At 66.4% G+C, this 22,747-nt stretch carries 17 protein-coding genes; 10 read left to right on the top strand and 7 right to left on the bottom strand.

Annotation, left to right across the window (positions count from 1 at the left end; all coding sequences use genetic code 11):
- Positions 1 to 575: 575 nt before the first annotated feature.
- Positions 576 to 1,007: a hypothetical protein gene (locus DB30_RS30370; RefSeq protein ID WP_146661281.1), complete on the top strand. Its 432-nt coding sequence runs from the start codon at positions 576 to 578 to the stop codon at positions 1,005 to 1,007.
- 526 nt (positions 1,008 to 1,533) lie between these two features.
- Here DB30_RS30370 and DB30_RS30365 read toward each other — a convergent pair.
- Entirely contained in the window at positions 1,534 to 3,426 is a 1,893-nt protein-coding gene (locus tag DB30_RS30365) for a MopE-related protein (RefSeq protein WP_052555560.1), read from the bottom strand.
- 249 nt (positions 3,427 to 3,675) lie between these two features.
- Between DB30_RS30365 and DB30_RS30360 the strand changes: the two genes are divergently transcribed.
- From DB30_RS30360 to DB30_RS30345, 4 genes are all read left to right on the top strand, one after another.
- A complete protein-coding gene (locus tag DB30_RS30360; protein ID WP_052555558.1) occupies positions 3,676 to 5,310 on the top strand; it encodes a hypothetical protein in 1,635 nt (544 codons plus the stop codon).
- Between the two features lie 179 nt (positions 5,311 to 5,489).
- Entirely contained in the window at positions 5,490 to 5,948 is a 459-nt protein-coding gene (locus DB30_RS30355; protein WP_052555556.1) for a (2Fe-2S)-binding protein, read from the top strand.
- A 40-nt stretch (positions 5,949 to 5,988) separates the two neighbouring features.
- Positions 5,989 to 8,199, top strand: coding sequence for a xanthine dehydrogenase family protein molybdopterin-binding subunit (locus tag DB30_RS30350; RefSeq protein WP_052555553.1), 2,211 nt, complete (start codon positions 5,989 to 5,991; stop codon positions 8,197 to 8,199).
- Positions 8,196 to 8,852, top strand: coding sequence for a hypothetical protein (locus DB30_RS30345; protein ID WP_052555552.1), 657 nt, complete (start codon positions 8,196 to 8,198; stop codon positions 8,850 to 8,852). Before DB30_RS30350 ends, DB30_RS30345 begins: the two co-directional genes overlap by 4 nt.
- Positions 8,853 to 8,861: 9 nt before the next feature.
- On the opposite strand, the gene DB30_RS30340 is transcribed toward DB30_RS30345, so the two are convergent.
- The 5 genes from DB30_RS30340 to rnk form a co-directional block, all read right to left on the bottom strand.
- Positions 8,862 to 10,157, bottom strand: a complete 1,296-nt coding sequence (locus DB30_RS30340; RefSeq protein WP_052555550.1) for a Vgb family protein — start codon at positions 10,155 to 10,157, stop codon at positions 8,862 to 8,864.
- Positions 10,158 to 10,391: 234 nt separating this feature from the next.
- Positions 10,392 to 13,556 (bottom strand): DPP IV N-terminal domain-containing protein, encoded by a 3,165-nt coding sequence (locus tag DB30_RS30335; RefSeq protein WP_052555548.1) that lies wholly within the window; start codon positions 13,554 to 13,556, stop codon positions 10,392 to 10,394.
- The gene (locus DB30_RS30330) at positions 13,556 to 15,709 is read right to left on the bottom strand and encodes a hypothetical protein (RefSeq protein WP_052555546.1); all 2,154 of its coding nucleotides are present in this window, start codon (positions 15,707 to 15,709) and stop codon (positions 13,556 to 13,558) included. The genes DB30_RS30335 and DB30_RS30330 overlap by 1 nt, the downstream gene beginning before the upstream one ends.
- Before the next feature lie 94 nt (positions 15,710 to 15,803).
- Positions 15,804 to 16,637, bottom strand: a complete 834-nt coding sequence (locus DB30_RS30325) for a hypothetical protein (RefSeq protein WP_146661275.1) — start codon at positions 16,635 to 16,637, stop codon at positions 15,804 to 15,806.
- 76 nt (positions 16,638 to 16,713) lie between these two features.
- Positions 16,714 to 17,127: a nucleoside diphosphate kinase regulator gene (gene rnk / locus DB30_RS30320; RefSeq protein WP_052555564.1), complete on the bottom strand. Its 414-nt coding sequence runs from the start codon at positions 17,125 to 17,127 to the stop codon at positions 16,714 to 16,716.
- Positions 17,128 to 17,484: 357 nt separating this feature from the next.
- On the opposite strand from rnk, the gene DB30_RS30315 reads away from it, so the two are divergent.
- From DB30_RS30315 to DB30_RS30295, 5 genes are all read left to right on the top strand, one after another.
- On the top strand, positions 17,485 to 18,225 hold the full coding sequence (locus DB30_RS30315; protein ID WP_052555542.1) for a serine aminopeptidase domain-containing protein: 741 nt from the start codon (positions 17,485 to 17,487) through the stop codon (positions 18,223 to 18,225).
- 123 nt (positions 18,226 to 18,348) lie between these two features.
- Entirely contained in the window at positions 18,349 to 18,528 is a 180-nt protein-coding gene (locus DB30_RS30310; protein ID WP_146661273.1) for a hypothetical protein, read from the top strand.
- A 154-nt stretch (positions 18,529 to 18,682) separates the two neighbouring features.
- The gene (locus DB30_RS30305; protein WP_052555540.1) at positions 18,683 to 19,186 is read left to right on the top strand and encodes a lactoylglutathione lyase family protein; all 504 of its coding nucleotides are present in this window, start codon (positions 18,683 to 18,685) and stop codon (positions 19,184 to 19,186) included.
- 528 nt (positions 19,187 to 19,714) lie between these two features.
- Positions 19,715 to 20,935: an acyl-CoA dehydrogenase family protein gene (locus DB30_RS30300; RefSeq protein WP_052555538.1), complete on the top strand. Its 1,221-nt coding sequence runs from the start codon at positions 19,715 to 19,717 to the stop codon at positions 20,933 to 20,935.
- A gap of 93 nt (positions 20,936 to 21,028) precedes the next feature.
- Positions 21,029 to 22,069, top strand: a complete 1,041-nt coding sequence (locus tag DB30_RS30295) for a methyltransferase (RefSeq protein ID WP_052555536.1) — start codon at positions 21,029 to 21,031, stop codon at positions 22,067 to 22,069.
- Between the two features lie 61 nt (positions 22,070 to 22,130).
- Here the strand turns inward: DB30_RS30295 and DB30_RS30290 are convergent, their stop codons facing one another.
- Positions 22,131 to 22,670 (bottom strand): hypothetical protein, encoded by a 540-nt coding sequence (locus tag DB30_RS30290; protein ID WP_146661271.1) that lies wholly within the window; start codon positions 22,668 to 22,670, stop codon positions 22,131 to 22,133.
- Positions 22,671 to 22,747 lie beyond the last annotated feature (77 nt).

Here is a 22,747-nt window from a genome sequence, read left to right as displayed (position 1 = left end):
GCTTGGGTGGGTACATGGTCGGGGAATTGGGCGATCAGGACCCCAAGAGGGCGTGTAATAGTGACTCGCCCTCGGTCGTGGAGCGAGTCGGGCGTCGCGCCGGGCGACCCCTCTCGGGAGACTCCCCGTCCGGTATCTCCTTGGGCGACCCCTCTCGGGAGACTCCCCGTCCGGTATCTCCTTGACGGCTTCAAGTTCGCTGCTCCCCTCAGCACGGATAGTCGAACTCGTTGCACTCCAAGCTAAGTTGGCCATAGGTAACAAAGAGTTCAAGCGACTTCTCAGGGTCACAGGCCGAGGATACCGTGACGGAATCGCCCGTGCGACCTATGCGCCCAGCCCAGCTCGCTACACCATATTGACCAACCTCGTCAAAGTACACATACCCGATACCACGTTTGTCCGACAATCGAGCGAATGCCGGCTCCCCCATCGCGCGAGCATCCTCCAAGCAAGCCTTGGCTTCTGTCCGGTCATCTTCACAATGTATGTCGGCACACTCCTTCCAGCCAGGGGCAGCGATTTGTGTTTCAAAGATCTCGTCTATACCACAATGCTGTTTACATCCCGTGAGCATGACCAGGAACATCACTCCACAACTCTTCAAAACTCGTATATTCATGGCGTCAACCTCGCTCCCCGGAGCCTCGGGACTGGATAGCCGAAGCGATAGCGAAGACCAAAGGACTTCGCTGCCATCAGTGAACCAGTCGACGAAGGCGTCCGCAAGCGGGCGAGAAGCCCTCGCCCGAGCTGAAAACACAAAGCCAATTTCTGGATTACTCAAGGTTCCCACGTCGGCGACTTCAGCGCAGGCGCCGTCTTCATTTCGGAAACGCGACAACTCCTCGGTCTACATCAAGGGCCGGTTGCTCATGGTGACCAAAGGCCCGCAGGACGGCCTGGGCGGTCGTAAGAGCGACCACCTCAGCGGTGGTGTCCACCGCATGATGTTCGAACCGATCCAGTTTCGCCATCCATCCTGCGAAGTATCCCAGCTTGCCTAAGGCGTAGTCGACGCCAAAGATGACGGCGCCGCGGAAACGCGATGGAACGTCGGCTCCCTCCAGCCGACGTTCCTCCGAGTCTAGCGAGCTAACCTGCAAGGAGACCTCGCAGAAGAAGCCGAGGCTGTCCGTGAAGCGACGAGTGCGTGCCTGGCCGTGAAAGGTGCTTCCATCCCAATGCGACACAGAGCTCTCCAAGTTGTTCGCGCTTTAGCATTCCGAGACTACCCCCGTCCAGCCAAAACTCAGTCCCGGCCAACGCCGCTGGGTTCTCGGCGAGGGAAACCGGTCTGAGAGTCTTCAGTCTGGGGACTCGCCCTTGGTCGTGGAGTGAGTCGGGCCTCGCGCCGGGCGGGATCGGACCCAGTTGCCATCGTCTCCTCGATCCCTTTGTATGCCGCGGAAAAGTACGGCATCCCGACGCACGCCGCGCTCATGATGTCGAAATACTACCAAGTCGACCTCACGGAGACGCGCGGCGAGCTCGTGGGACCCACTATACAGTCGCCCCGGCAGCCGCGCTCGCTCAAGGCACGAACGAGTACGTCATGGTCCCGTTGACCCCGCTACGCGTGATACCAACGGTCAGCACCTCGGGCTTCTGCAGCGCCTGATAGAGCTCATTGACAACCGCAGCGCTCGACAGCTGCTGACCGTTGACCACCCTCACGATATCGTTCGAGCGCAGCCCCGCGCGAAACAACGGCGAGCCAACGGCGATGCCGTGCAGCCGCCACCCAACAATGTTGCCCTGACTGTTCGAGATCGCCTCGGTAGCAGCCAGCGAGTCGAGCCACTCGATCCGCGAGGTATAGGCGCCAGCGACCCACCTACGGATCGAGTACTGCTTTGCCCCGGTCGCAAAGATGTCCTGGGCGCCGACCGGCGGGGGCGGGGGCGCGGCGTAGTCGAGGCGGTAGGCCGCGCCCCCGTGGCCGAGGCACGAGAGCACGACCGTCGTGGCCTGGCCGCCGTCGGCGTCGTGCACGATCCCAGCTTGGACCCGCCAGCCGCACTCGACGTAGTCCTCCGGCGGAACCAGGATCTGCCGGGCGTCATCAACCGTGCTCGGGAGCCCGTCGGCGTCGAGATCGAACACATAGACGAGGCCGTAACCGGTGGCCTCACCTGGCGGCGAGACCACGTGCGGATCCGAGACCAACAGCAGCTCGTGGCCGGCGAGGTTGGTGACCGTCGTCGACCAATATCCAAAGTCCACGCCGCTCGAGCTGTGCAACATGCCCGGAGAATTTCCGGCGGCATCGACGAAGGTCAGGCGCCGCGCGGAGCTGTCGCCGAACGCCGCGCCGCCAATGTAGCCAAGCGCCGTCGCCGAGTCCTCAGTCTGACGGCTGACGGTGGTGGTGAGTGTGGGGGTCGTGCCGGCGACGGGCAGGTCGAACAGCGAGATCGGGGCCATCCCGCCGCTCTCCTCGCTGAGAAACAAGGTGCCCGAGCCAGGCTCGAGCGCGTGGGCAAACCCGCACCAGCCCGTCGTCGAGCTCGCGCACCCGCCAAGGCTGAGATCGGCGTCGCTCGGGACGGAGAGGTCGCCGCTGAAGGGCGTGCCGTCGCCAAAGATCACGTGGGTGTCGTGGGCGGTGTAGACGAGCAGATCGTCATATCCGTCGCCGTTGATGTCGGCGGCGTCTTCGACCGTGGCGTAGTCGTTGCTGGCTTCGCCGGTCACGGTATAGGCCGCGTCGGCGAGATCGAGGGTCGTGACCGCGCCGCGGACGGCAGCCTCGGTGTAGCACCAGCTCTTGCCCGCCTCCACGCTCGCGCCGTTGGCCTGGTAGTCGGCGCTGATACACAGGTCGGCGCCGACCCGGCTGACGACGATCCCGTAGGCCCCGGTCTCGCCGATCGCCCCGGCGCTGATCAGGTCCGCGTCGAGCTCGGACACCTCTCCGCTCGCGTCGGCGCCGAACAGCACCGCCCGCCCGTCATCGACGTTGCTGATGCCGCCGCCGGGGTCGCCGAAGATCACGAAGTCGGCGAACACCCCGACACCGTGAGCGTCGTAGTTGCCCGCGGTGGTCGGGGCGTAGACCAGCGAGGCGTCGACGCAGTCGGTCGAGATGCCGTCGCAGTTGTCGTCGTAGCCGTTGCGGCAGTCCTCGACCGCGCCAGGGTTGATGGTGTCGACGAAGTCGTCGCAGTCGACGTCGGAGGTGTAGCCGTCGAGATCGTTGTCGACCAAGCAGGCCACGTCGACGCCGTCACAGTTGTTGTCGATCCCGTCGCCGCAGATCTCGTAGGCGAGGGGGTGGACGTTGGGGTCGCCGTCGTCACAGTCGTCGCTGACCGTGAACCCATCGCCGTCGGCATCGAGCGAGCCCTTGTTGTCGGTGCAGGCGGCAGTGGCAGCCGCCGCTACAAATCCGCAGGAGAGTGCCGTGAGTTGTCGTCGTCGCATGTCGGCTCTCCGTTGCCAGTGAGCACCTGGGCGATGACGCGAGCCCCTGAACTCGCACGCGGACAACGTAGAACCCAGTTGCCTGCCGGGAGGGTGCGGGCTCTGGGCGGGCAGGCAACGCAAACCAACGGTCACAGTGCGTTTCAACCGCGCCATGCGAAGCGCGCGAGTGCGCGATTTTGAGCAATGTGATCACTCGCGTCGTTCGACCATCTCGGCGTTCGCAAGCGCTGATAGACTGCGCCACAGATGCGCGCTTTTCTCGACGCTCTCCGTCACACGCTGCTGTTCCTCGCCCTGATCTTGCTCGCTGGCTGTGCCGGCAAAAAGGGCAAGGTCCTCGTGTTGGTCGCCGACAACCACGCGACGATCAACCTGTTTGGGTTCGAGGAGAGCGAGCTCCACCACATTCACAACACGGTCGAGCTGCACCGCAACGTGTTCTTGGTCCGCTACGACGCGGAGAAGCCCGACCAGCTCAAGTGGGTCAACTGCCCGGTCGCGGCGACCTACTCGTACCGCCAGGCCAACGGGCGGCGGGTCGAGAGCATGTACGTGCGCTCGTTCCAAGAGCTGCAGGCCAAGGTCCCCGTCAACTACGCGCGCTTCGCTGGCCAGATCAAGAACGGCAAGTCGCTCGAGTTCAACTACGTGACGATCGGCTCGTACGAGCTGATCGGCGAGTTCAAGATCCCCAAGGACGATCCAGACTGCGAGGGTGCGACCCACTACGTCGTCACGCTCAGCGTCGGCGCGTTCAACTTCAGCGAAGAGAAGGCGCTCCAGGGCGGGCTCGAGGTTTCGGAGAAGACCACCGGCGCAGGGGTTGGGGTCTCGGCCGGTCGCGGGGCGGGTGAGGCCACGCAGATGGGCGACCTCGACTCGTGCATGGACGACAAGGCCGCGCTCAACGACTGCTTCACGCCCCTCCAGGTCTTGATGATGCCGCTCGCGGCCCGCCACTGGGAGGGCAACACCGCGGTCGAGCCGGCCCCGGTCCGGACGGCGGACGCAAGCAGCTCTGGTGGTCCAGCCCGACAGGTCAACACCGATCTCTCCCTGCAGGTCGACGAGGCCAAGTGGCGGCCCGGCTCGTTCATGGCGATGGCGCTCGAGCGGCTGCTGTTGATGGCCACCCGCGTCGACAACACCACGGACTTTGGGTTTGACGACAAGGGCAGCACGGTCGTCGCCGGGTTCTTGCGGCCCGAGCATCCGCAGCACTTCACCCGCGTGTTCGAGGCTGGCAAGACCTACGCGGTGATCGGCGCGGGCGCGACCGAGGCCAACATCGACGTCGTGGTCAAGGATCCCAGCGGCAACGTGATCGCCGCTGACACCGAGGCCGACGGCACCCCGGCTGTCACGTTCACCGCGCCAACCGAGGGCAGCTATCGGATCGAGCTCTCGGTCGTCAATCAGGCCGAGGAGTTTGGTGCGCTCGTGATCATGCAAGAGGGCGGGCTGCAGATCGAGGCCGAGACCCTGCAGAAGGTGTTTCAACGGCTGCTGGACTCGGGGGCGTTCGCCTCGGGCAAGGTCCAAGAGCTCGGGTTCCCCAACGGCTTGGTGTTTCACGAGACCGACTGGGCCCTGCAGGGCACCGTGCTGTATCCCGACGAGGCGATCCGCCAGACGGGCATCACGCTTGGCGGCAACTCGGCCGTGTTCGTCGCGGTGTCGCACGAGGAGTCGTTCAACATCGACCTCGAGGTCATCAACGCCAACACGGGCGAGACCTCGGTGGACCACGAGCCGGACAGCAACCCAATCGTGATCGTGGACTCGCCGGATCCGAACACCAGCTACGATCTGCGGGTGATCTACGGCCAGGGTGACTCCGCGACGCTGGCGACCTCGCTGATCCTGGTAATCTCGGACTAGGAGCCCGTGGTGCAATGCATCGCGTCGCCTCGCGCCGGAATTTTCGTCGAGGGCGAGGCGCCGAAACGCAGCTGTACCGGGCGTACTGCAAGTTTCGGCAACACTGCCCTCGGCGAAAAGGCCAAGCGAGGCGGTGCGAGGCATTGCACCACGGGCTCCTAGGGGTCTGACCAGGTCGCATGCAGCTCACGGTGAACGGTAAGGTTCGCGAGGTCGATGTCCCCGACGACGTCCCCTTGCTGTGGGTGCTGCGTGAAGAGCTGGGGCTCACGGGGACGCGCTTTGGTTGCGGGCGCGCGCTGTGTGGTGCGTGCACCGTCCACGTTGACGGCAAGGCCAAGCGTTCTTGTGTCACGCCGGTCGGCGCGGTCGTTGGGCACGAGGTCACGACGATCGAAGGGCTCGCCGGGGACGATGGCCTGCACGTCGTGCAGGACGCGTGGATCGCCGAGGGCGTGCCGCAGTGCGGCTACTGCCAGGGCGGGCAGATCATGGCCGCGGCTGCGTTGCTGCGGGTCAAGCGTGCGCCCACGGACCAAGAGATCGACGCGGTGATGGGCGCGTCGATCTGCCGTTGCGGCACCTACCAGCGGATCCGCAAGGCGATCCATCGCGCCGCGGGGTCCGATGCCAAGTAGCCCGCGCTCGCGCCCGCGCAGGTGGTCGCGCCGCGGAGTCTTGAAGGTGCTGGGCGTGGGCGCGGGCGCGCTCACGATCGGCATTGGCTACCGGGCCTGTGACGAGCAGCGCCGCGTGGCGGGCCCGGCCGACGTCGAGGGGGCGTTTCGGCCCAACGCGTTCGTCACGATCACGCCCGACGATCGGATCCTGTTCGCGCTGAACAAGGCCGAGATGGGGCAGGGGATCATCACGGGCTACGCGATGCTGATCGCCGAGGAGCTGGCCGTTCCGCTCGCCCGGGTCCAGACCCACTTCGCCGACGGCGCCCCGGAGTTTCGCACCAGCGACGGCATGCAGCTGACCGCCAGCTCGACCAGCATGCGTCAGGGCTTTGTCCCGGTTCGGCAGGCGGCCGCGGCCGCGCGGGTCATGCTGATCGCCGCCGCGGCCGAGCGCTGGGGTGTGGAGCCGTCAGCGTGCGAGGTGGCGAACGGCCAGGTTCGACACGTCGCCAGCGGACAGCAGGCGAGCTACGGCGAGCTGGCAGGATCCGCCGCGGACCAGCCGGTGCCGGACGAGCCGCCGCTGACCAGTGACACCGCGCCGCGCTTGATCGGCAGCTCGCCGCAGCGGGTCGACATCCGCGCCAAGGTTGATGGCTCGGTCGTGTACGGCATGGACGTGACGGTGCCGGGCATGGTCCGCGCGCTGGTCCTGCATCCGCCTCGGTTTGGCGCGGTAGCGACTGAGGTTCAGGCAGACGAAGCCCGCGCGATGCCGGGGGTGATCGACGTGGTCAGCTTCCCGCGCGGCGTGGCGATCCTCGCCGAAAAATACTGGCAGGCCCTGCGCGCGCGCCCGCACGTCGAGGTTGCGTGGAGCGACGGACCCATCGCCCAGTTCAGCACGACCACGTTGAGAGCCCAGCTCGCGCAGCAGGAGGCCGAAGCGAAGCAGACCCACCGCGACGAAGGCGACGTCGAGGCGGCGCTGGCCGGCGACGTCAGCGTGGTCGAGGCGGTCTACGAGACCCCGTACCTGGCCCATGCGCCGATGGAACCGCAAAATTGCGTCGCCGACGTGCGCGAAGACTACGTCGAGATCTGGGTGCCCACGCAGTCGCCCACGGTCGTGCAAGAGGCCGCGGCCGCCGTCGTCGGGCTCGAGCGCAACGACGTCATCGTGCACACCACCTTCCTTGGCGGCGGGTTTGGGCGCCGCGTGGTGCCCGACGCGGTGGTCGAGGCGGTGACGCTGTCGCAGCTGGTGGGCCGGCCCGTGCAGGTGATCTGGTCGCGCGAGAGCGACACGCGACAGGGCCACTATCGGCCGCTCTCGCGCAGCTCGATGAGGGCCGCGATCAACACCGACGGGCAGCCGATTGCGCTGGCGTACCACTCGTGGTCGTCGCCGATCCTGGCTGATCAAGCGGGGCTGTTCGCGGCGATCGGGCCGGACTGGATGCCGCCCAGCGTGCGCCGGGTGCTTGGCAAGCAGGGCGCCAAGCTGGTCGCGAGTGATCTGGTCGGCGGCGATCCCTTGGGCACCGAGGGGGTCAAAGAGACGCCCTACATGTTCGACAACATTCGCGTGGAGTACTCGCCGATCCGCGCGCCGATCAGCGTCGCGTTCTGGCGCTCGGTCGGGCACTCGTTCAACGCGTTCGTGATCGAGAGCTTCATCGACGAGATCGCCCACGCCAGCGAGCGCGACCCCTACGAGCTGCGCATGGCCTTGCTGCCGGCCGGCTCGCGCGAGCGCGCGGTGCTCGAGGCCCTCGCCGTGCTCGGCGGTTGGGGCGAGCCGGCCGCACCGGGCTTCGCCAAGGGGCTGGCCGTGCACGCGTCGTTTGGTTCGTACTGCGGGCAGTTGGTCGAGGCTGGCGTGATCGAGGATCGCATCGTCGTGCGGCGGGTCGCGTGCGTGATCGACTGCGGGCTCGCGGTTCACCCCGATCTGGTCACGGCGCAGATCGAAGGGGGGATCATCTTTGGGTTGTCGGCGGCGCTGTGGCAGCAGATCACGATCGAAGGCGGCGAGGTCCAACAGGGAAATTTTGACAGCTATCGAGTGCTGCGCATGCACGAGTGCCCGCAGATCCAAGTTGAGATCGCCAGCAGCGATCACCCGCCGACTGGCGTGGGCGAGGTTGGCGTGCCTCCAATCGCGCCCGCGCTGGCAAACGCGATCTTCGCGGCTACTGGGGTCCGCCTGCGCGACATGCCTTTGCAGGCCGCGTGGGATCAGCGTGATCGGGGGGCGAGTTGAGCCGCCGCGTACTGACGCTGCTCGCCGTGTTGGTGGGCGTTGGTTGTGGCGATCCGGACGTGACCTGGGGCGTCGCGGCCGAAGGCTCGCCTGGGGCTGGCGAGCAAGCCGAAGTTGCTCCACCGGCTGAGCGCAGCCTCGACCCGGCGGACGGCTTTGCGACGATCGCCGCCGTCTTGCAGTCTCCGCGATGCATGAATTGCCACCCGGCCGACCCACAGCCGCTGCAGACCGACCGCGCCGTGCCGCACGCCATGAACATCAGCCGGCTCAGCGACGAGTCTGGCCTCGAGTGCGGCGCGTGCCATCAGGATCAAAACGCCGAGCAGGTCGGTGTGCGCGGCGGACCTCCCGGCGCGCCCCACTGGGGCCTGCCTCCAGCGAGCACGCCAATGGTGTTTCAGGGGCACAGCCCCGAGTCGCTGTGCCGACAGCTGCGCGACGCTGGGCGCAACGGCGGCAAGTCGCTCGAGGATCTGCTCGACCACGTCGCCCACGATCCGCTGGTGCTGTGGGGCTGGGCGCCCGGTGGGGACCGCAGCCTGCCACCGATCAGTCACGCCGCGTTTGTGGCAGCGGTGGGTGAGTGGGTTCGCGCGGGCGGTGCGTGCCCGGGCGACGTGCGGGCCAGCCCGCCGCCCGATCAACCGTGAACACCGACCTCAGCCGTTGGGCACGCCCGCGGAGCTGAGCGCGAAGCCGGTCATGTCGCTGTAGGTGTACGCCCCGACCAGGTTGCTGAAGGTGTCGACGGTGGCGGTGTCCGGGTCAACCCGATATGCGTCCGTGCTGGCGAACCCAACGGCCCACACGTAGCCATCGAAGTCGATGCTGATCCCATGTGCGTAGGCCGGCAGCTGGATCTGCTTGGTGACCTGCAGGGTCTCTGTGTCGATGCCAACGAGCATCGCGTCGAGCTGGCGGCTGTGCCACAGCGTCCCTTCGCCGTCGGTCATGCAGCCGCCCCACTGGTTCCCGCCCGGGCTTGGAAGGGTCTGCCAGGTCTGCAGCTGCGGATCGAAGCGCGAGGCCCCACCGCCCGCACAAAACCACGGCCGCCCCACGGAGTCGAGCGCCATGCCGTAGCTAGCCACGCCGGGGCCGTTCCAGATCTGGTAGGTGAAGTCGTTGCGGTCGACACGAATCAAGCGTGCGCCGCCCGTCTCGATGCCCCAGAAGTGACCGTCACCATCAACGGCGCCGCCGTATAGGCCGATCCCGTTTTGGACCTCTGGGATCGCCACGGTCTGCTCGACCAGGCCCGTGTCGCCGTCGAGCAGCAGCACCTGCGTGGTCCCGGCCCCGTTGGCCCCGGAGGTCCACAGCTTCTCGTTGACCCAGCTACACGTGGTCTCGTCCCACGTGCCCTGGGCCCACGCCACGGGCCGGTTCGAGGAGTACGCAAGGGGCGTGTGCCAGGCGACGCACTCTTCTTGACCCCAGGGCAGTAGCTCGGCGCCGCTGCTGGTCTGGATGCCGGGCATGCCGTTGGACTCGACGCAATTGTCGATGTTGTGATAGATCTTGCTGACCCCGCCGGCCCGGCTGGCAATCGCCACATTGGCGGAAAGCGAGACCGATGTCCGTGAAGGGTTCCCGCCGTGATCGGGCCGCACATAGTAGCGACCCTGCTCGATCATGGTCTGGGTGTCGATCTTGGACACCGAGTTTTGACTGCTGTTGGCGATCCAGATGTTGGAGAGGGTGTCGCCGCCGGTACCACCGCAGCTGTGTGGCGCGTCGGGGATCGAGAGGTCGAACTTGGCCTCGCCCTCGTCGCCGTTGGAGTCGGCGCTCGCGCTGTCGGTGCTGGAGCCGTCGTCGTTGCCCTCGGTCGAGGTGTCGCTGGGGCCGAGGGTGGTCAGACCCGGGCCCTCGTCAGCCCGGCCCTCGCTCGCACCACCGCCGGCACAGCCAAGAATGAGGGCGAAGCCCATGAGCACGGGAAGACGTTCCATTCCCGGAGCATATCAGCTGGTTCGCGAAAGTGAACGGACGCAGCAATACAGCCTCGCTTGGCCCTGAAAGTCGACCGGCAACGGGAAGCTCGGAGGCCACGGGCGCACAAACTCTTCAGCTTGATCCTTCGATCACTCGCAGAACCGGTGGTCGGCCACACGTAGAGATCCGCGGCACAGGCCTCCGGGGAAGTGTTTCAGCTCGGGCGAGAGCAGCGCCAAGCCTACGGCGCTCTAGAATCCGCGCCCCACGAACACCCGGAAGTAGTCGATCCCAAACTCGCTATCAAACCCGTGCGCGTACTGAAAAAACAGCGACATCCGCTCGCCATACCCCAGCTTCAAGCTGGTGATCAGCGTCGCCCCAATGCTGCCCGCGAGGTCCCTGAACTTGATCGGATCGCTCCACGCCATGCCCCAATCGGTGAACACCACCGCGACCATGCGCTCGAGAAAGCCCGGCACGCTGCCTACGCCGCGGTCGAGGTCGATCAGCGGGATCCGATACTCGGCGTTGAGCAACCCATAATACAGCCCTGAAAACTGGCTTGGATCATACCCGCGCAAGGTCGTGCCCTCGCCCAGCGCGGCGCGGGCGATCACCGTGCGGATCACGTCCTGATCTTCGCTCAAGCCACCCAACCGAAACGGCCCGCGGCCCCGCAGCCCGCCGGCCGAGATCCCGCCCGAGAGCCGCAGCGCCAGGACCTGGTGGCCCGGCCAGGGCATGCGCAGGTATTCAGTGTAGCTGCCGCTGAGCCGCAGATCGCCGTAGTCGCTGCCGAGCCGCTTGTCGCTGACGCTGAGGTTGGTCCGCAGCTGCCGGCCCGTCTCTGTGCCCCAGGCGTAGCGCACACCCTCGCGGTTGTCGTAGCGAAACCCCAGCTCGATCGAGGCCACGTTGCCGACCGCAGGCAGGTTCGAAGCCGGCGAGTTGGGATCTACGATGTCATCGAAGTCGTCGAGGTTCTTGTAGTTGTTGAAGCTATAGCTGAGCTCGAGATCCGCGTTGTGACGGGCCAGGCGGATCACGGGAAGGTCCATGCCGGCGGCGAACGAGGTGACCTGCTCGAGGTAGCCGTCGAGCTGGTAGGGCTGCCCTTCGCCGTAGCCCGCGCTGGTGGGGGGCGGGTCGTAGACGTAGCGTCGGTAGCCATTGCGGACCCGATAGTCGCGACCAAACCCAAAGCTGAAGCTGGGGAACAGGCGGGAGATCCGATACGAGACCGAGCCGCTCGGCTTGTTGACGGCGGTCAGCCACTCGAAGCTGCCGACCAGCGAGTGAAACTCCACGACGTCTTGGACCGCGAGGGTGAGCCCAAGGCTGGAGAACACGCTGCCCAGCTCGAACTCGGCCGCCGAGGGAAACAGCGTGCGCGGAAAGAACGTCCGATGAAACCGATAGGGCTTCGAGTTCAGGCTGGGCTTGCGGCCGGCGTCGGCGCTGCGCTCGGGGGTTGAATCATCGGCCGTTGGCCACGCGGGGATCCCCGGCATGGGCTCGAGGAAGGTCTCGGGGTCGAAGTCCATCTTCCACACGTCGTACCCGGTGCTCGAGTACCCAACATAGGCGATCTCGTTGCCTGCGTGGTTGAGCCCCGGCTCGAACGCGCCGCCGAGCACGTTGCTGACCTGCCAGATTTTTTGAGTCTCCGTGTCGTAGGCGTGGATGTTGTAGACGCCGCTGCGGTCGCTGGTGAACAGCAGCCAGCGGCCATCGGGCGACCACTCGGGCGAGTTGTCCTGCGAGCGATCTGCGGTGATGCGCTCGTGGGTCTGCGCGACCAGATCGTAGATGTACAGATCCCGGTAGCCCCCGTCGCGCCAGGCCGTGTAGGCGATCTTGGTGCCGTCTGGGTGCCAGTCGGGGTCGTAGACCTGCTGCACGTGCTCGAGCGGCGCGAGCTCTTTGACCTCGAGGGTGTCGAGCGCGAGCATGCCAATTCGTGACTGGCCGCTGTCGTTGCGGACAAACACGGCGGTTCGGCCGTCGGGCGAGACGTCGGGGCTGCGGGCGCGCAGGCCAAAGGTGAGCTGCTCGCGGCCGCGCCGGTCGGGGCCCTTCCAGCGATACAGATCGCTCCAGTGGTAGCGAAGATCGTGGACGCCGACCATGTCGAACACGATCTGATCTTCGTTGGGGCCGATGAAGCTGGGTCGGCCGTTGTCCTCGATGTCGATCACCCGCTCGATGTCGGGGCTGCTGCCTTGATTGCCGATCCCCCAGCCTTCGCGGATCCGCGAGCCCTCGGCTGGGATCCGCCGAATTCCGGCCTGAACCTGGCCGGTGTCGTCATAAAAATAAATGTGCTGATCATCGGGCGCCCACACGGGGTAGCGGGTATGCGCGCCCGAGGACCCCGAGCTAGACGTGAAGGTCAGGCGCCGACCCTGGCGCAGCCCGCGGGCCCGGATCTGCCGGGCCTCGGCGAAGAAGCGGCGCTCGAGGTCGGTGTGGAATTCTTCATAGACCTGGTCAAAGTCGACGCCGATCACGTCTTTGAGCGCACGGTTGATGCCCCAGGGGACGATGCGGCTGCCATAGATGTGGCTGAGCTCGGCGAGCTTGTCCTTGCCGTAGTGCATCCCGATGTAATGCATGATGTGCAGGCCATACATGTACACGCTGGATCCGTGGGGAAACACGCGGGCGCTCGAGTTGATCTGGTCGACCCGTTGGAAGCGCCCGTCGAGCACGGCCATGCGCATGAACATGTTGAACAGCGCAGACCGGTGGCGGCCCTGGGCCGAGGTGTCCGACTCGTACATGGTCGCCAGCCCCTCGATCACCCAGCGCGGCTGCACGATGTTGGGGCCCAGCAGCTTGCCAGCCACGCCAAACCCAAGGATCGCGTTGAGCAGCCGCGTGACCCCGTGGACCGTGTCGATGTGCACGACATGCGTGAACTCGTGGGTGACCAGGATGTCGAGCCAGTCGTCGTAGCTCTCGAGCACGGACATCGTGTCCGGGGCGGCGGCGAACAGGCGGATGCGCGGGTAGGGGACGGCGTTGGCGAACCCGTTGCTGGTGTCGGTGGTGTCGGTGATGACGATCTGGGTGCGGATCGACGGCGCGTGGGCCAAGCCCATGGTCAGCCGCTCGTAGGCCCGCTCGGCCAACATCGCGGTTCGATCCGCGACCTCCTCTTCGCCAACGTGATAGTGGATCACGAAGTGCTCGGTGGTGATCGTGCGGAACTCGAGGTCGGGGTTGGCGTGGGCTTGCGCGGCGGGCAGCAGCCACAGGGCGACGAGCAGGCACGCGGTGAACAACCAGCGCAAGGCCGCGGCCGCGCGCGGTCGTGGCTCCGCCTTGGGCGGGCGCAGCTCGTGCTTGGCCGGGTTGGGCACCAGCTGCGAGGGTAACCCGTCTGCGCGCGCCGTGAGAGGCACCAGCATCAGCCGCCGAACTCTTCTGGCACCCAACCCCGCGGGTGCACACGAAACAGGCGCAGCTCGATCGGATCGACATGCCCGAGCCCATAGAACAGGCTCTCGTCGTAGGGCACGGAGGCGAACGAGGTCCCGGCGACCTGCTCGAGCGCCACGAAGCCCTCGATCAGCTGGCAGGCCATGGCCGCGGGTTGCTCGGTTGGCTTGTACGCGAAGCAGGGCAGCCCCTCGTACCAGTACAGGCAATCGGGCGGATCCTCGAGGACGGCGCGGACCTCCTCGGGGAGCTCGAAGTCGTCTTGGTTGACGACGGGGTCGTGGCCGGCCAAGGGGATCTCGAGCACGCGCCAGCTGGTCTGCGGTGTCCCGGCCTCGACGTAGCTTCCAACTCGGTCGAAGCGCGAGTCGGCGCCGATCCCAACGTACTCGATGATCGTGCACTCGCGTGGGATCGCGTCGCGCAGCGAGTGCACGAAGCGCCACTCTCGGACCTCGTTGAACGCCACGTAGCGGACCGCGTGCAGGTGGATGAGCGGCGACGCGACGATGTACGCGATCATGGCCGCGATCACGCCCTGCTCGCGCCGCCCCGCGAGCCAGGCTCGTTGGGTCCGATTGTTGGCCAGCCAGCGCAGCGCGGCCTCAAACCCGCACGCCGCCAGCAGCATGAATGGCACGATCAGGTGCAGGTGATAGCGGGCCTGCATGTAGGGGGACATCGGCACGAAGTAGGCGTGGCCGACCAGGAACCCGAGCAGCCACACGGCCAAGAACCAAGCCAGCCGCCGCCTGCCGCGTTGCCACAGATCAACGGCCCCGACGATCGCCAGCGCGAGCAGCCCGGGCGGCGTGAAGGTTGGGTTGAGCAGCGCGTTCATGCGGGGGCTGAGCACGACCTTCGCCGCCGACACCAGGGTCGCCACGTCGAGCCCCTCTCGGATCTTGTCGTCGAACGACGCGAGCAGCCACGGGACCCCGCCAAGGAAGGTGACCGCCGCGATGATCACGAACACGGCCCCGGTCCGCCACCAGTTGGGCGGGGGCTTGTCGCGCTCGATCCCGTGGTTCACGAACACGGTCGCAACCAGCAGCGGGAAGTACATCATGTTCAGCGGCCGGACCACGTAGACCAGCGCGAGCGGAAACCCAACGGCCGCGACGGCAGCCCACGCGAGCCAGCGATCTTGCTCGCGGGTGGCCACGTGGATCAGCGTGAACAGGAACGAGCTCACCGTGATCGACGGGATGAACGCGGCGTCGGTATGTGAGAACCGCAGGTGCAGGGGCAAGAACGCCAGGATCCCGGCGACGACCAGCGCGGCGCGGTGATCGGCGAGCAGGTAGCGGGCGTGGACGTAGACCGCCAGCGGTGCGAGCAGCGAGAGCGCCAAGGTGCTGCGCATGATCGTCTCGCTCATCCACACCGGCTCGGGGTGCACGATCGCGAGCAGCGGGCCCTCGTAGATCAGCCGGGCCGAGGCCAAGAACCGGGTGTAGGACCACGGCGCGAGCGGGGCCTGTGGCGACAGGCCGATCCGCAGCGCGGCGCCGACGAGCACGATCGCCAGCAAGCACCACTTCATCCACGGCTCACCGCCGCGCAGCTTGTGGGCGGTCAGCGACACCAACGCGAGGGTGAACGCGGCCAACAGCAGCAGCCCGTCGCTCGCCCACCTGACGACTCTGTCGAAGATCTCGGCGAGGAGCGGTGGGGCCGGGATCGGCTCGCGCGTGTCGTCGGCGTACGCGGTTCGCTCGCGCCAGAACGCGCCGTCGTCGTTGCGCTGGATCGTTGCGACGAGCTCGGCGACCGCGGCCGCGCTTCCCGGTGGCTGCTCGAGGATCGTGAGGGTAAAGCCCTCGAGCTGGCGCGCGTCGTCGGGGTCATGCCCAGGATGCTCGGGGTGATCGAGGGCGAGCCTGGCGTAGCTCGGCTCGGGACCCGCGATCCGTAGCTCGATGGTCGAGGTGTCGATCGCAAACGAGTGCAGCGTCCAGCCTGGAGCGAGCTCGTCGCCGAGCTCGTAGGGGTCGAACAGCGCGAGGATCTCGTGCTCGCGGCCGGGGACGATCACCGGGCGCGACGCCGCGGCGAAGCGCGGCAGCAGGAGCGTGAGCAACACCAACGCGAGGAGCAGCGGCGCGAATCGGCGGGCCACGGCGGACCCGGATCCAGGGCCTGAACGCAAGGTGCTCCACCGCTCGAACACGGCGGGAGCATACCCGAGGAGGCTCGCCGATCGGGGCCGAGGATCAGTCGTCGCCGTTCTCGCCGAAGCGCAGCAGGACCGCGTCCTCGGGGTCGAGCTCCTGCCAGCCTGCTACCCAGATCTCGTGCCCGGGCTCAACGCTGCGCGGGCTCGGTCGAGGCAGCTTCATCGCGCTCCAGTCGACCTTCACGCGCTTGGGGGTTCCAGCTTGCCACGCGCTCGCCGGCTCCCCGTCAAGGGCGATCTGCTCTAGCAGCTCGATGCTTCGCGTGATGCGGCCACCCGCGACGACGTGCAGCTGCCAGAACTCGTACTGCGCGGCGCCGGTCGTCGCGTTGTAGGTGGCGGGGTCCTCGAGCCATGGGGCCATCTCGCGCAGCGACGCACGATCGCTAGCCAGCCAGCGACGTGTGTACGAGCCCGCTTCGGTGCCGTCCGCGAAGCACTCGAGCACGAGCCCGTCGCGGCCGGGGGCCTGTTCGACGGCGAGCAGCGCGCTGAGGTCGAGGACCTCGAGCCCGAGCGCCTCGAGCTTCTTCTTCACGTGCGCGGGCCGTCGCCGATCGAAGTCTCCCGCGAGGAGGCTCGGCGAGAGCCACGAGCCTGGGATCAGACGCTCGAGGACGGGAAGCGGCAGCTTCTGGGTCACGGCCTTCAGCCACTGAATTGCCTTCCACGCGGCGCCGCGCTTGTTCATCCAAGGCGCGGCGTCGTCGCCCGGTCGTCGGCCCGGCAAGCGCAGCTGCTGCTCACTGCCCGGCGCGTAGACGTAGAACACGGCCTCGGCGAGCTCCTTCGGCAGTCGAGCCGCTGGTTGAAGCTGCTCGGGCAGCTCCTCGGCGACAAACATCAGCACAGCGTTCCCTCGACGCATCATCAAGTCCGCATTGTCAGTAGACGCCGGCCGTAGCGCAATCCAGCCGCAGGCGACATCGCCGGATCATTGTCACTGCCTACAGGTCAAACTCGCCCGCGGCTTCTGGTTGCCACTGGACCGCGACCACCCGCATCGTCTTTGTGCGCCCGCCTGGGATGGGCCAGTCGATGGACTGGCCGGCCCGGAGCCCCAGCAGCGCGGCCCCGATGGGGGCGAGGATCGACAGCTTGCCCTGGGCGAAGTCGGCCTCGCGCGGGTACACCAGGGTCACGTCGTGCTGTTCGCCGGTCGTCGCGTCTTCCATGCGGATCCGCGAGTTCATCGTGACGATGTCGGACGGGATCTCGTTCCCTTCGACCACCGTGGCCCGGTCGAGCTCCACGGACAGCAGCTCGCCGACCGCGTGGGTCGCCGGGAGCGAGCCCAGAATGCCGGTGAGGCGGTCGAAGTCCTGTTCGGTGATGGTGATCTCGGGCAGCTGGCTGGTCATGTCCATCCTCGTGAACAAAAAGCTGCCGCGGACGCTCGCCCGGGCAGCTTGTACGCATAGCCTACCCCGTCTGGCCCGATCCGTCAGCCCCTATCGAGCGCTACACCCCCTGTCTGTCCGGGTTGCATGGCGGTCATGCCGCCAGATCGGGTTTTGGGCGCCCTCTATGCAGCCGAGGTTTCATCGGTGTCGGTCGCCCGCCGTCGCAGGCGGTGCCGCGGCGAGGTCCGGGTACCCGGGCATGCTGCGGGCGCTTGCGTGCAGCTTGGCGGGGCTCGAGTGCCTGATGTTGGGCGAAATTCGTCGCCCCATTGGCGCTTTGCTTGAAGCCGCCGTTGGGGGTGCTAGAGGCCTGGGGTGGGTGCGCGCGCGATCATCATTCCGGGCCTGCTGTCCTTGCTCGGCGCCTGCGCCGGGGCCTTGAACGACCCAATCCCGACCGAGGTGCATCGCCGATCAACGTTGGCTCGTGCGCGCGCGCTGGTCGTGATGTTGCCCGGCGCCGGCGACCGCGTTGGGACCTACGAAAAGCACGGGTTCGTGCAAAGCATGCGCGCCTCGGGGATGGACGTCGACATGCTCGAGGTCGACGCGCACTACGGCTACTACCGCTCGCGCACGCTGATGGAGCGGATTGAGCACGACGTGCTGGCGCCCAACCGCCCTCACTACGAGGCGATCTGGTTGGTGGGTATCTCCATGGGCGGGATCGGTGCGCTGCTGACCGCGTGGACGTACCCAGACGATGTCGACGGAGTGGTTCTGATGGCGCCGTATCTGGGGCGGCGCAAGCTCTTGAAGCAGATCGAGCAGGCGGGCGGGCTCGCAGCCTGGGAGCCGCCTGCCGCGGTTGACGGCGAGCAGGCGTGGGACGTGGAGATCTGGCGAATGCTCAAGCGGATGAGCGAGACCCAGTACCCCGGTGAGCCCGAGCTGTACCTCATGTTTGGACAGGACGATTTTGGCGTTCGGGCGCACGAGATGTTGGCGGCTGGACTGGCGCCCGAGCAGGTCAAGACTGCGCCTGGGGGACATGCGTGGTCGACCTGGACGACGCTGTGGAATCAGCTCTTGGCTGAACGCCCGATAGAGCGGTGACACTGGGGCGAGGCGCTGGCCTGCGCAGATTGTTTGCGCATCGACAGCTTGACATGTGGTTGTGATGGAGCACGGTCTTCGAGCCTTGTTTGTCCGAATTGGACGACAGAGGGAGATCGATTGATGCGAGTCAAACATGTGAAAATAGCCACGATCTTCGGCGCAATTGCTTCGTTGCTGTTCTCGGTCGCGCTGTGGTTCACGGGGCACAAAGATCAGGGCGTGTTCGTTGGGCTCTGGGTGCCGTCAATCCTCGCGCTGGGAGCGTTCACCCTGGCAGGGTGGGGGCGGCACGATGGATAGCGACCTGTTCATCTTCATCACCGGATTTGTGATCCTGACACCGGTGGTCGCCTCTGTCGGGATCTTGATCTGGTCTGGTAGCCGTGAGCCCCCCGCCGAAGGTAGCGGGCCTGACGACGCGACTTCAAACTGATCCACCCCACGAGCTCCCGCCATGAGCCAAGTATATCCCCGTACCTTCTCTCATATCGGCATCTCCGTGCCGGACGTCGAGGCCGCTCTCGCGTTCTACACCGAGGTCCTGGGCTGGTATGTCATCATGAAGCCCACCACCATCTACGAGGACGACTCCGCCATCGGCGTGATGTGCACTGACGTCTTCGGCCCGAACTGGGGCTCGTTCCGCATCGCCCACATGTCCACGGGCGATCGCGTAGGCGTCGAGCTCTTCGAGTTCCCCAACCACGAGCGCCCGAAGAACAACTTCGAGTACTGGAAGACCGGCGTGTTTCACTTCTGCGTCCAGGATCCAGACGTGGAGGGCCTCGCCAAGCGCATCGTCGCCGCTGGCGGCAAGCAGCGCATGCCGGTGCGGGAGTACTTCCCGGGCGAGAAGCCCTACCGCATGGTCTACATGGAGGATCCCTTCGGCAACATCCTCGAGATCTACAGTCACAGCTACGAGCTGACCTACTCGGCCGGCGCCTACGGCTCCTGACACCTACAGCGCCGACCAGTTTGAATTCACGACGCCAGGCACATCTGGGGCCGCTCCTGCCGTTGTCGACTCGGCGCTCGCAGTATGCCGGTAGCAGCCCGTGGTGGATCCGCTCGATGAACCAAGTATCCAGTTTCGCGGATGATCCAAGTGCACACAGTGAGCCTCAGGAGTGGGCCAGGCCCAGACAAGGGTTGGCTTCGTGCTCAGCCTTGCTCCCGCTGTCGACCCGCGCGCTGCACGTGATCGGCCTACGCGATATTGCCGCGGGATCGACCGCGTGATGGGGGCGAGCACCCGGCGACGGGCTTGGACGCCCCACGCCGAACGCAGCGAACGCCAGGTCATCTGCTCGCTGCCTCGGTGAACCAGTGCACAAATGTCGCTTGCGCGCGGGCCAGAAGCTCTGGCCCGCGGCTTTGACTGCTTGCACGTCACGCGGCCGCGACGGTACAGTTTCGAAGGTATCGAGGTGGATGCTCGCGCCCCTGACCCCCGTGAGCGTCGCTGCCCAATTCCAAGACCAACATGACTGACGTCCAGACTCTCCTCGATGCGATCAACCTCGACGGCAGCCAACCCTCGCTCGGCGCGAGGCTGCGCGCGGCGGCCCCGGCAGCCGAGGCCAATCGTCGGGGGTCAGACGAGCTGGTCGCCGCGATGCGAGACGCGGGCCTGTTCCGCATGTGGCGGCCAAAGTCGCTCGGCGGGCTCGAGCTCGACGCGATGACGGGCGTGCGGATCTTCGAGGAGCTCGCGCGCTACGATTCGTCGGCTGGCTGGAACGCGCACATCTCGAATGTCGTGGACATCTACGGGGCATGGTTTCCAGACAGCGTGTCCGAGCGGGTCTATGCCGGCGACCATCATATCTACAGTGGTGCTCTCAACCCCCCGTTCATCGCCGCGCCGCACGAGCGCGAAGGTGGCACGGGCTACCTGCTCAACGGGCGAGCCCCGTTTGCAAGTGGAGTCGTTCACGCCGACCACGTGCTGGCCCTCGCGCTGATCCCACCGGCGACCGAAGGCAGCCCGCCAGATGTGTTCTTCACGCTGTTGCCCCAAGACCAGCTCGTGATCCACACGTCCACGTGGGAGACGCTGGGCATGAACGCGACCGGCAGCTATGACATCGAGGCCAAGGACCTGTTCATTCCGGCTGACCAAATGGTGCCACTCGCACCGCGACAGGTGACCGCGCCCAAGTACGCCACCCAGCAGCTCTATCGTCTGTCCATGTGGCCGTTGGTGTCCGCGCTCGCGGCCCCTGCCTTGGGGGTCGCCCGCGCGGCGATCGACGATCTGGTCGAGCTCGCAACCTTCAAGGTTCCCTTCTATACCCAGCGAGCGCTGCGCGATCGTGACATTGTTCAGTCGCAGGTCGCCCGCGCCAAGGCCCAACTGGGGGCCGCCAGGGCCTACTATTACGAAGCCCTGCAGCAGGCCTGGGACGCGGTCGAGCAGCCGGGCAGCAGCCTCGCGCAAGCCCACAAGCACAAGATTCAGCTCGCAACCTGTCACGCGATCGAGCAGAGCGCCGAGATTGTAGGCATGATGTTCAGGTTGGCGGGATCGTCGGGTTTTCGACGCGGCACGGATCCGCGGTCCAAGCTCGAGCTGCGCTTCGAGAAGCACCTGCGCGACGCCACCACCATGACCCAGCATGCGTTCGGGTCAACGAGTCGCTACGAATCTGTCGGGCAGGCCATGCTCGGGCTCGACTCGGACTGGCCGTTCTTCGCGTTCTGAGCGAAAGCCCGGCGCGCGTCGGATTTCGTTTGAGACGCGGCGGGGCGCGTGTGGTAGCGTCCTCGCCGTCATCTAAGGTGGCGCACCACGAACATGGAAGAACCGGACAGCATACCGCCCGAGGGGATCGTCATGCAGATGGTGATGGGGGCTTGGGTCTCGAGCGCCATCTCGGGGATCACCCGTCTGCACATCCCGGACTTGCTCGCCGAGCACGGCCCCTGCACCGCCGCGCAGCTGGTCGAGCGCAGCGCGGCCAAGCTAGACGCTGGGGCGCTCGAGCGAGCCCTGCGAGCGTGCGCGAGCCTGGGCTTGTTCAGCGAGAGCGCCGAGGGAGTGTTCGGGTTGACGCCGCTGTCCGAGGTGCTCACGCGCCGCTCGCCAGCGTCCGTGAAGGGCATCGCCGAGATGTTCGGAGCGAGCTGGTGGAAGGTGTGGGGCGGCTTCGCAGAGGCCGTCGAGACGGGGGCCTCGCAGGCGACCGCGCAGCTCGGCATGGAGTACTGGGAGTACTGCAATGCCAACCCAGCCGAGCTGCTCGCCTTTGGTGAGGCGATGAAGTCCAACAGTCATCGCTCAACGCTCGGGCTGCTCGCGCACTGTGACTTCTCGGGTGCGCAGACGGTCGTCGACATCGCGGGCGGGCTCGGTCACCTGGCTGTCGCGCTGCTCGAGCGCTACCCCAACCTGCGCGGGGTGCTGCTCGATCTGCCGACCATCGCCCCGCTCGCCAAGCGGCACCTCGACACGGTCGACGCCGGGGTCCGCGAGCGGGTCGAGATCTGTGGGGGCGACATGTTCGAGTCGGTCCCGCCTGGCGACGTCTACGTCATGAAGCACATCATTCATGACTGGGACGACGCGCGCTGCATCAAGCTGCTGAACAACTGCCGCGCGAGCATGATCGGGAGCGGTCGCGTCATCTGTGTCGACGCCGTGCTGCCGGCGATGGGGGACACCACCGCCACGCCCGCGAAACTTCTGGATCTCAACATGCTGGTGTCGTTTCAGGGCAAAGAGCGGACGCGGACCCAGTGGGAGGGGTTGTATGCGGCGGCGGGCATGAAGATCGAGTCGGTCACGCCGCTGCAAGACAACTTTGGGACCAGCATCATCGTGGGGACGCTGGTGTAGCTAGAGCGCCGCGCTCGCTGACAGCTCAGCAAGCCAAAGCCGAACCGGTAGAACGCCTGGATCAGGTCGGCCCTTGGCCTGGCCCCAATTCAGGCCAAGGCAGCTCCATCTCGCCGCCGAACGGCGTCGCCTTCCAGTGACCCATGAGGCCATGCATGCGCGCTTGCACCTTCGCGACAAAGCCCTCGGTCAGCCACTCGGGAAGGGCCCCCTCGATCGCGTCGGCGTTGCGCCGCAGGCCCATCACGATCTCGGCCGGGCTTCGACCTTTCACGGTTGCCGACAGCGCGCCAACGATCAGCTCGATCAGCATCATCTCGTCGGACGCGTCGGACATCGCCGAACCAGCGCGATCGTTCATCTGCTCGAGCGTCTTGCCCCCCGCTAGGCTGCCCCAGAATCCTCGCGTCAGCTGGGCCTGTGCCTCGACGGCGTAGTGCAGCAGATCGTGGACCAGGTAGCTCCGTGTTGCGCACTCGACCTGCTCTGCGCGTCCGTCGGCGTGAATGACCTCGAGGACGTGCCTCTGGTCGGACAGCTTGTGGAACACGACGCGTATCGCGGGCTTGGGCCGCTCGTCTCGAGGACGCTTCCTGCTCATGACGGCACTCCGTTGGCGCGTGCCATGGTCCGCAGAATATCGACGCCCACGCCGACGTGCCAGCCCTACGCCGCGAA

The sequence above is a fragment of the Enhygromyxa salina genome (assembly GCF_000737335.2).
GTDB classification, from domain to species: domain Bacteria; phylum Myxococcota_A; class Polyangia; order Nannocystales; family Nannocystaceae; genus Plesiocystis; species Plesiocystis salina_C.
The sequence above is the reverse complement of the archived record's forward strand: the minus strand, read 5'-3'. Positions and strand labels throughout refer to the sequence as shown.

What these genes read in the sequence shown, in the direction of transcription:
- DB30_RS30305 (WP_052555540.1), top strand. Translation starts at nt 18,683, where the DNA reads ATGAGCCAAGTATATCCCCGTACCTTCTCTCATATCGGCATCTCCGTG.
- DB30_RS30335 (WP_052555548.1), bottom strand. Translation starts at nt 13,556, where the DNA reads ATGCTGGTGCCTCTCACGGCGCGCGCAGACGGGTTACCCTCGCAGCTG.
- rnk (WP_052555564.1), bottom strand. Translation starts at nt 17,127, where the DNA reads ATGACCAGCCAGCTGCCCGAGATCACCATCACCGAACAGGACTTCGAC.
- DB30_RS30360 (WP_052555558.1), top strand. Translation starts at nt 3,676, where the DNA reads ATGCGCGCTTTTCTCGACGCTCTCCGTCACACGCTGCTGTTCCTCGCC.
- DB30_RS30300 (WP_052555538.1), top strand. Translation starts at nt 19,715, where the DNA reads ATGACTGACGTCCAGACTCTCCTCGATGCGATCAACCTCGACGGCAGC.
- DB30_RS30355 (WP_052555556.1), top strand. Translation starts at nt 5,490, where the DNA reads ATGCAGCTCACGGTGAACGGTAAGGTTCGCGAGGTCGATGTCCCCGAC.
- DB30_RS30290 (WP_146661271.1), bottom strand. Translation starts at nt 22,670, where the DNA reads ATGAGCAGGAAGCGTCCTCGAGACGAGCGGCCCAAGCCCGCGATACGC.
- DB30_RS30365 (WP_052555560.1), bottom strand. Translation starts at nt 3,426, where the DNA reads ATGCGACGACGACAACTCACGGCACTCTCCTGCGGATTTGTAGCGGCG.
- DB30_RS30325 (WP_146661275.1), bottom strand. Translation starts at nt 16,637, where the DNA reads ATGATGCGTCGAGGGAACGCTGTGCTGATGTTTGTCGCCGAGGAGCTG.
- DB30_RS30295 (WP_052555536.1), top strand. Translation starts at nt 21,029, where the DNA reads ATGGAAGAACCGGACAGCATACCGCCCGAGGGGATCGTCATGCAGATG.
- DB30_RS30310 (WP_146661273.1), top strand. Translation starts at nt 18,349, where the DNA reads ATGCGAGTCAAACATGTGAAAATAGCCACGATCTTCGGCGCAATTGCT.
- DB30_RS30370 (WP_146661281.1), top strand. Translation starts at nt 576, where the DNA reads ATGACCAGGAACATCACTCCACAACTCTTCAAAACTCGTATATTCATG.
- DB30_RS30340 (WP_052555550.1), bottom strand. Translation starts at nt 10,157, where the DNA reads ATGGAACGTCTTCCCGTGCTCATGGGCTTCGCCCTCATTCTTGGCTGT.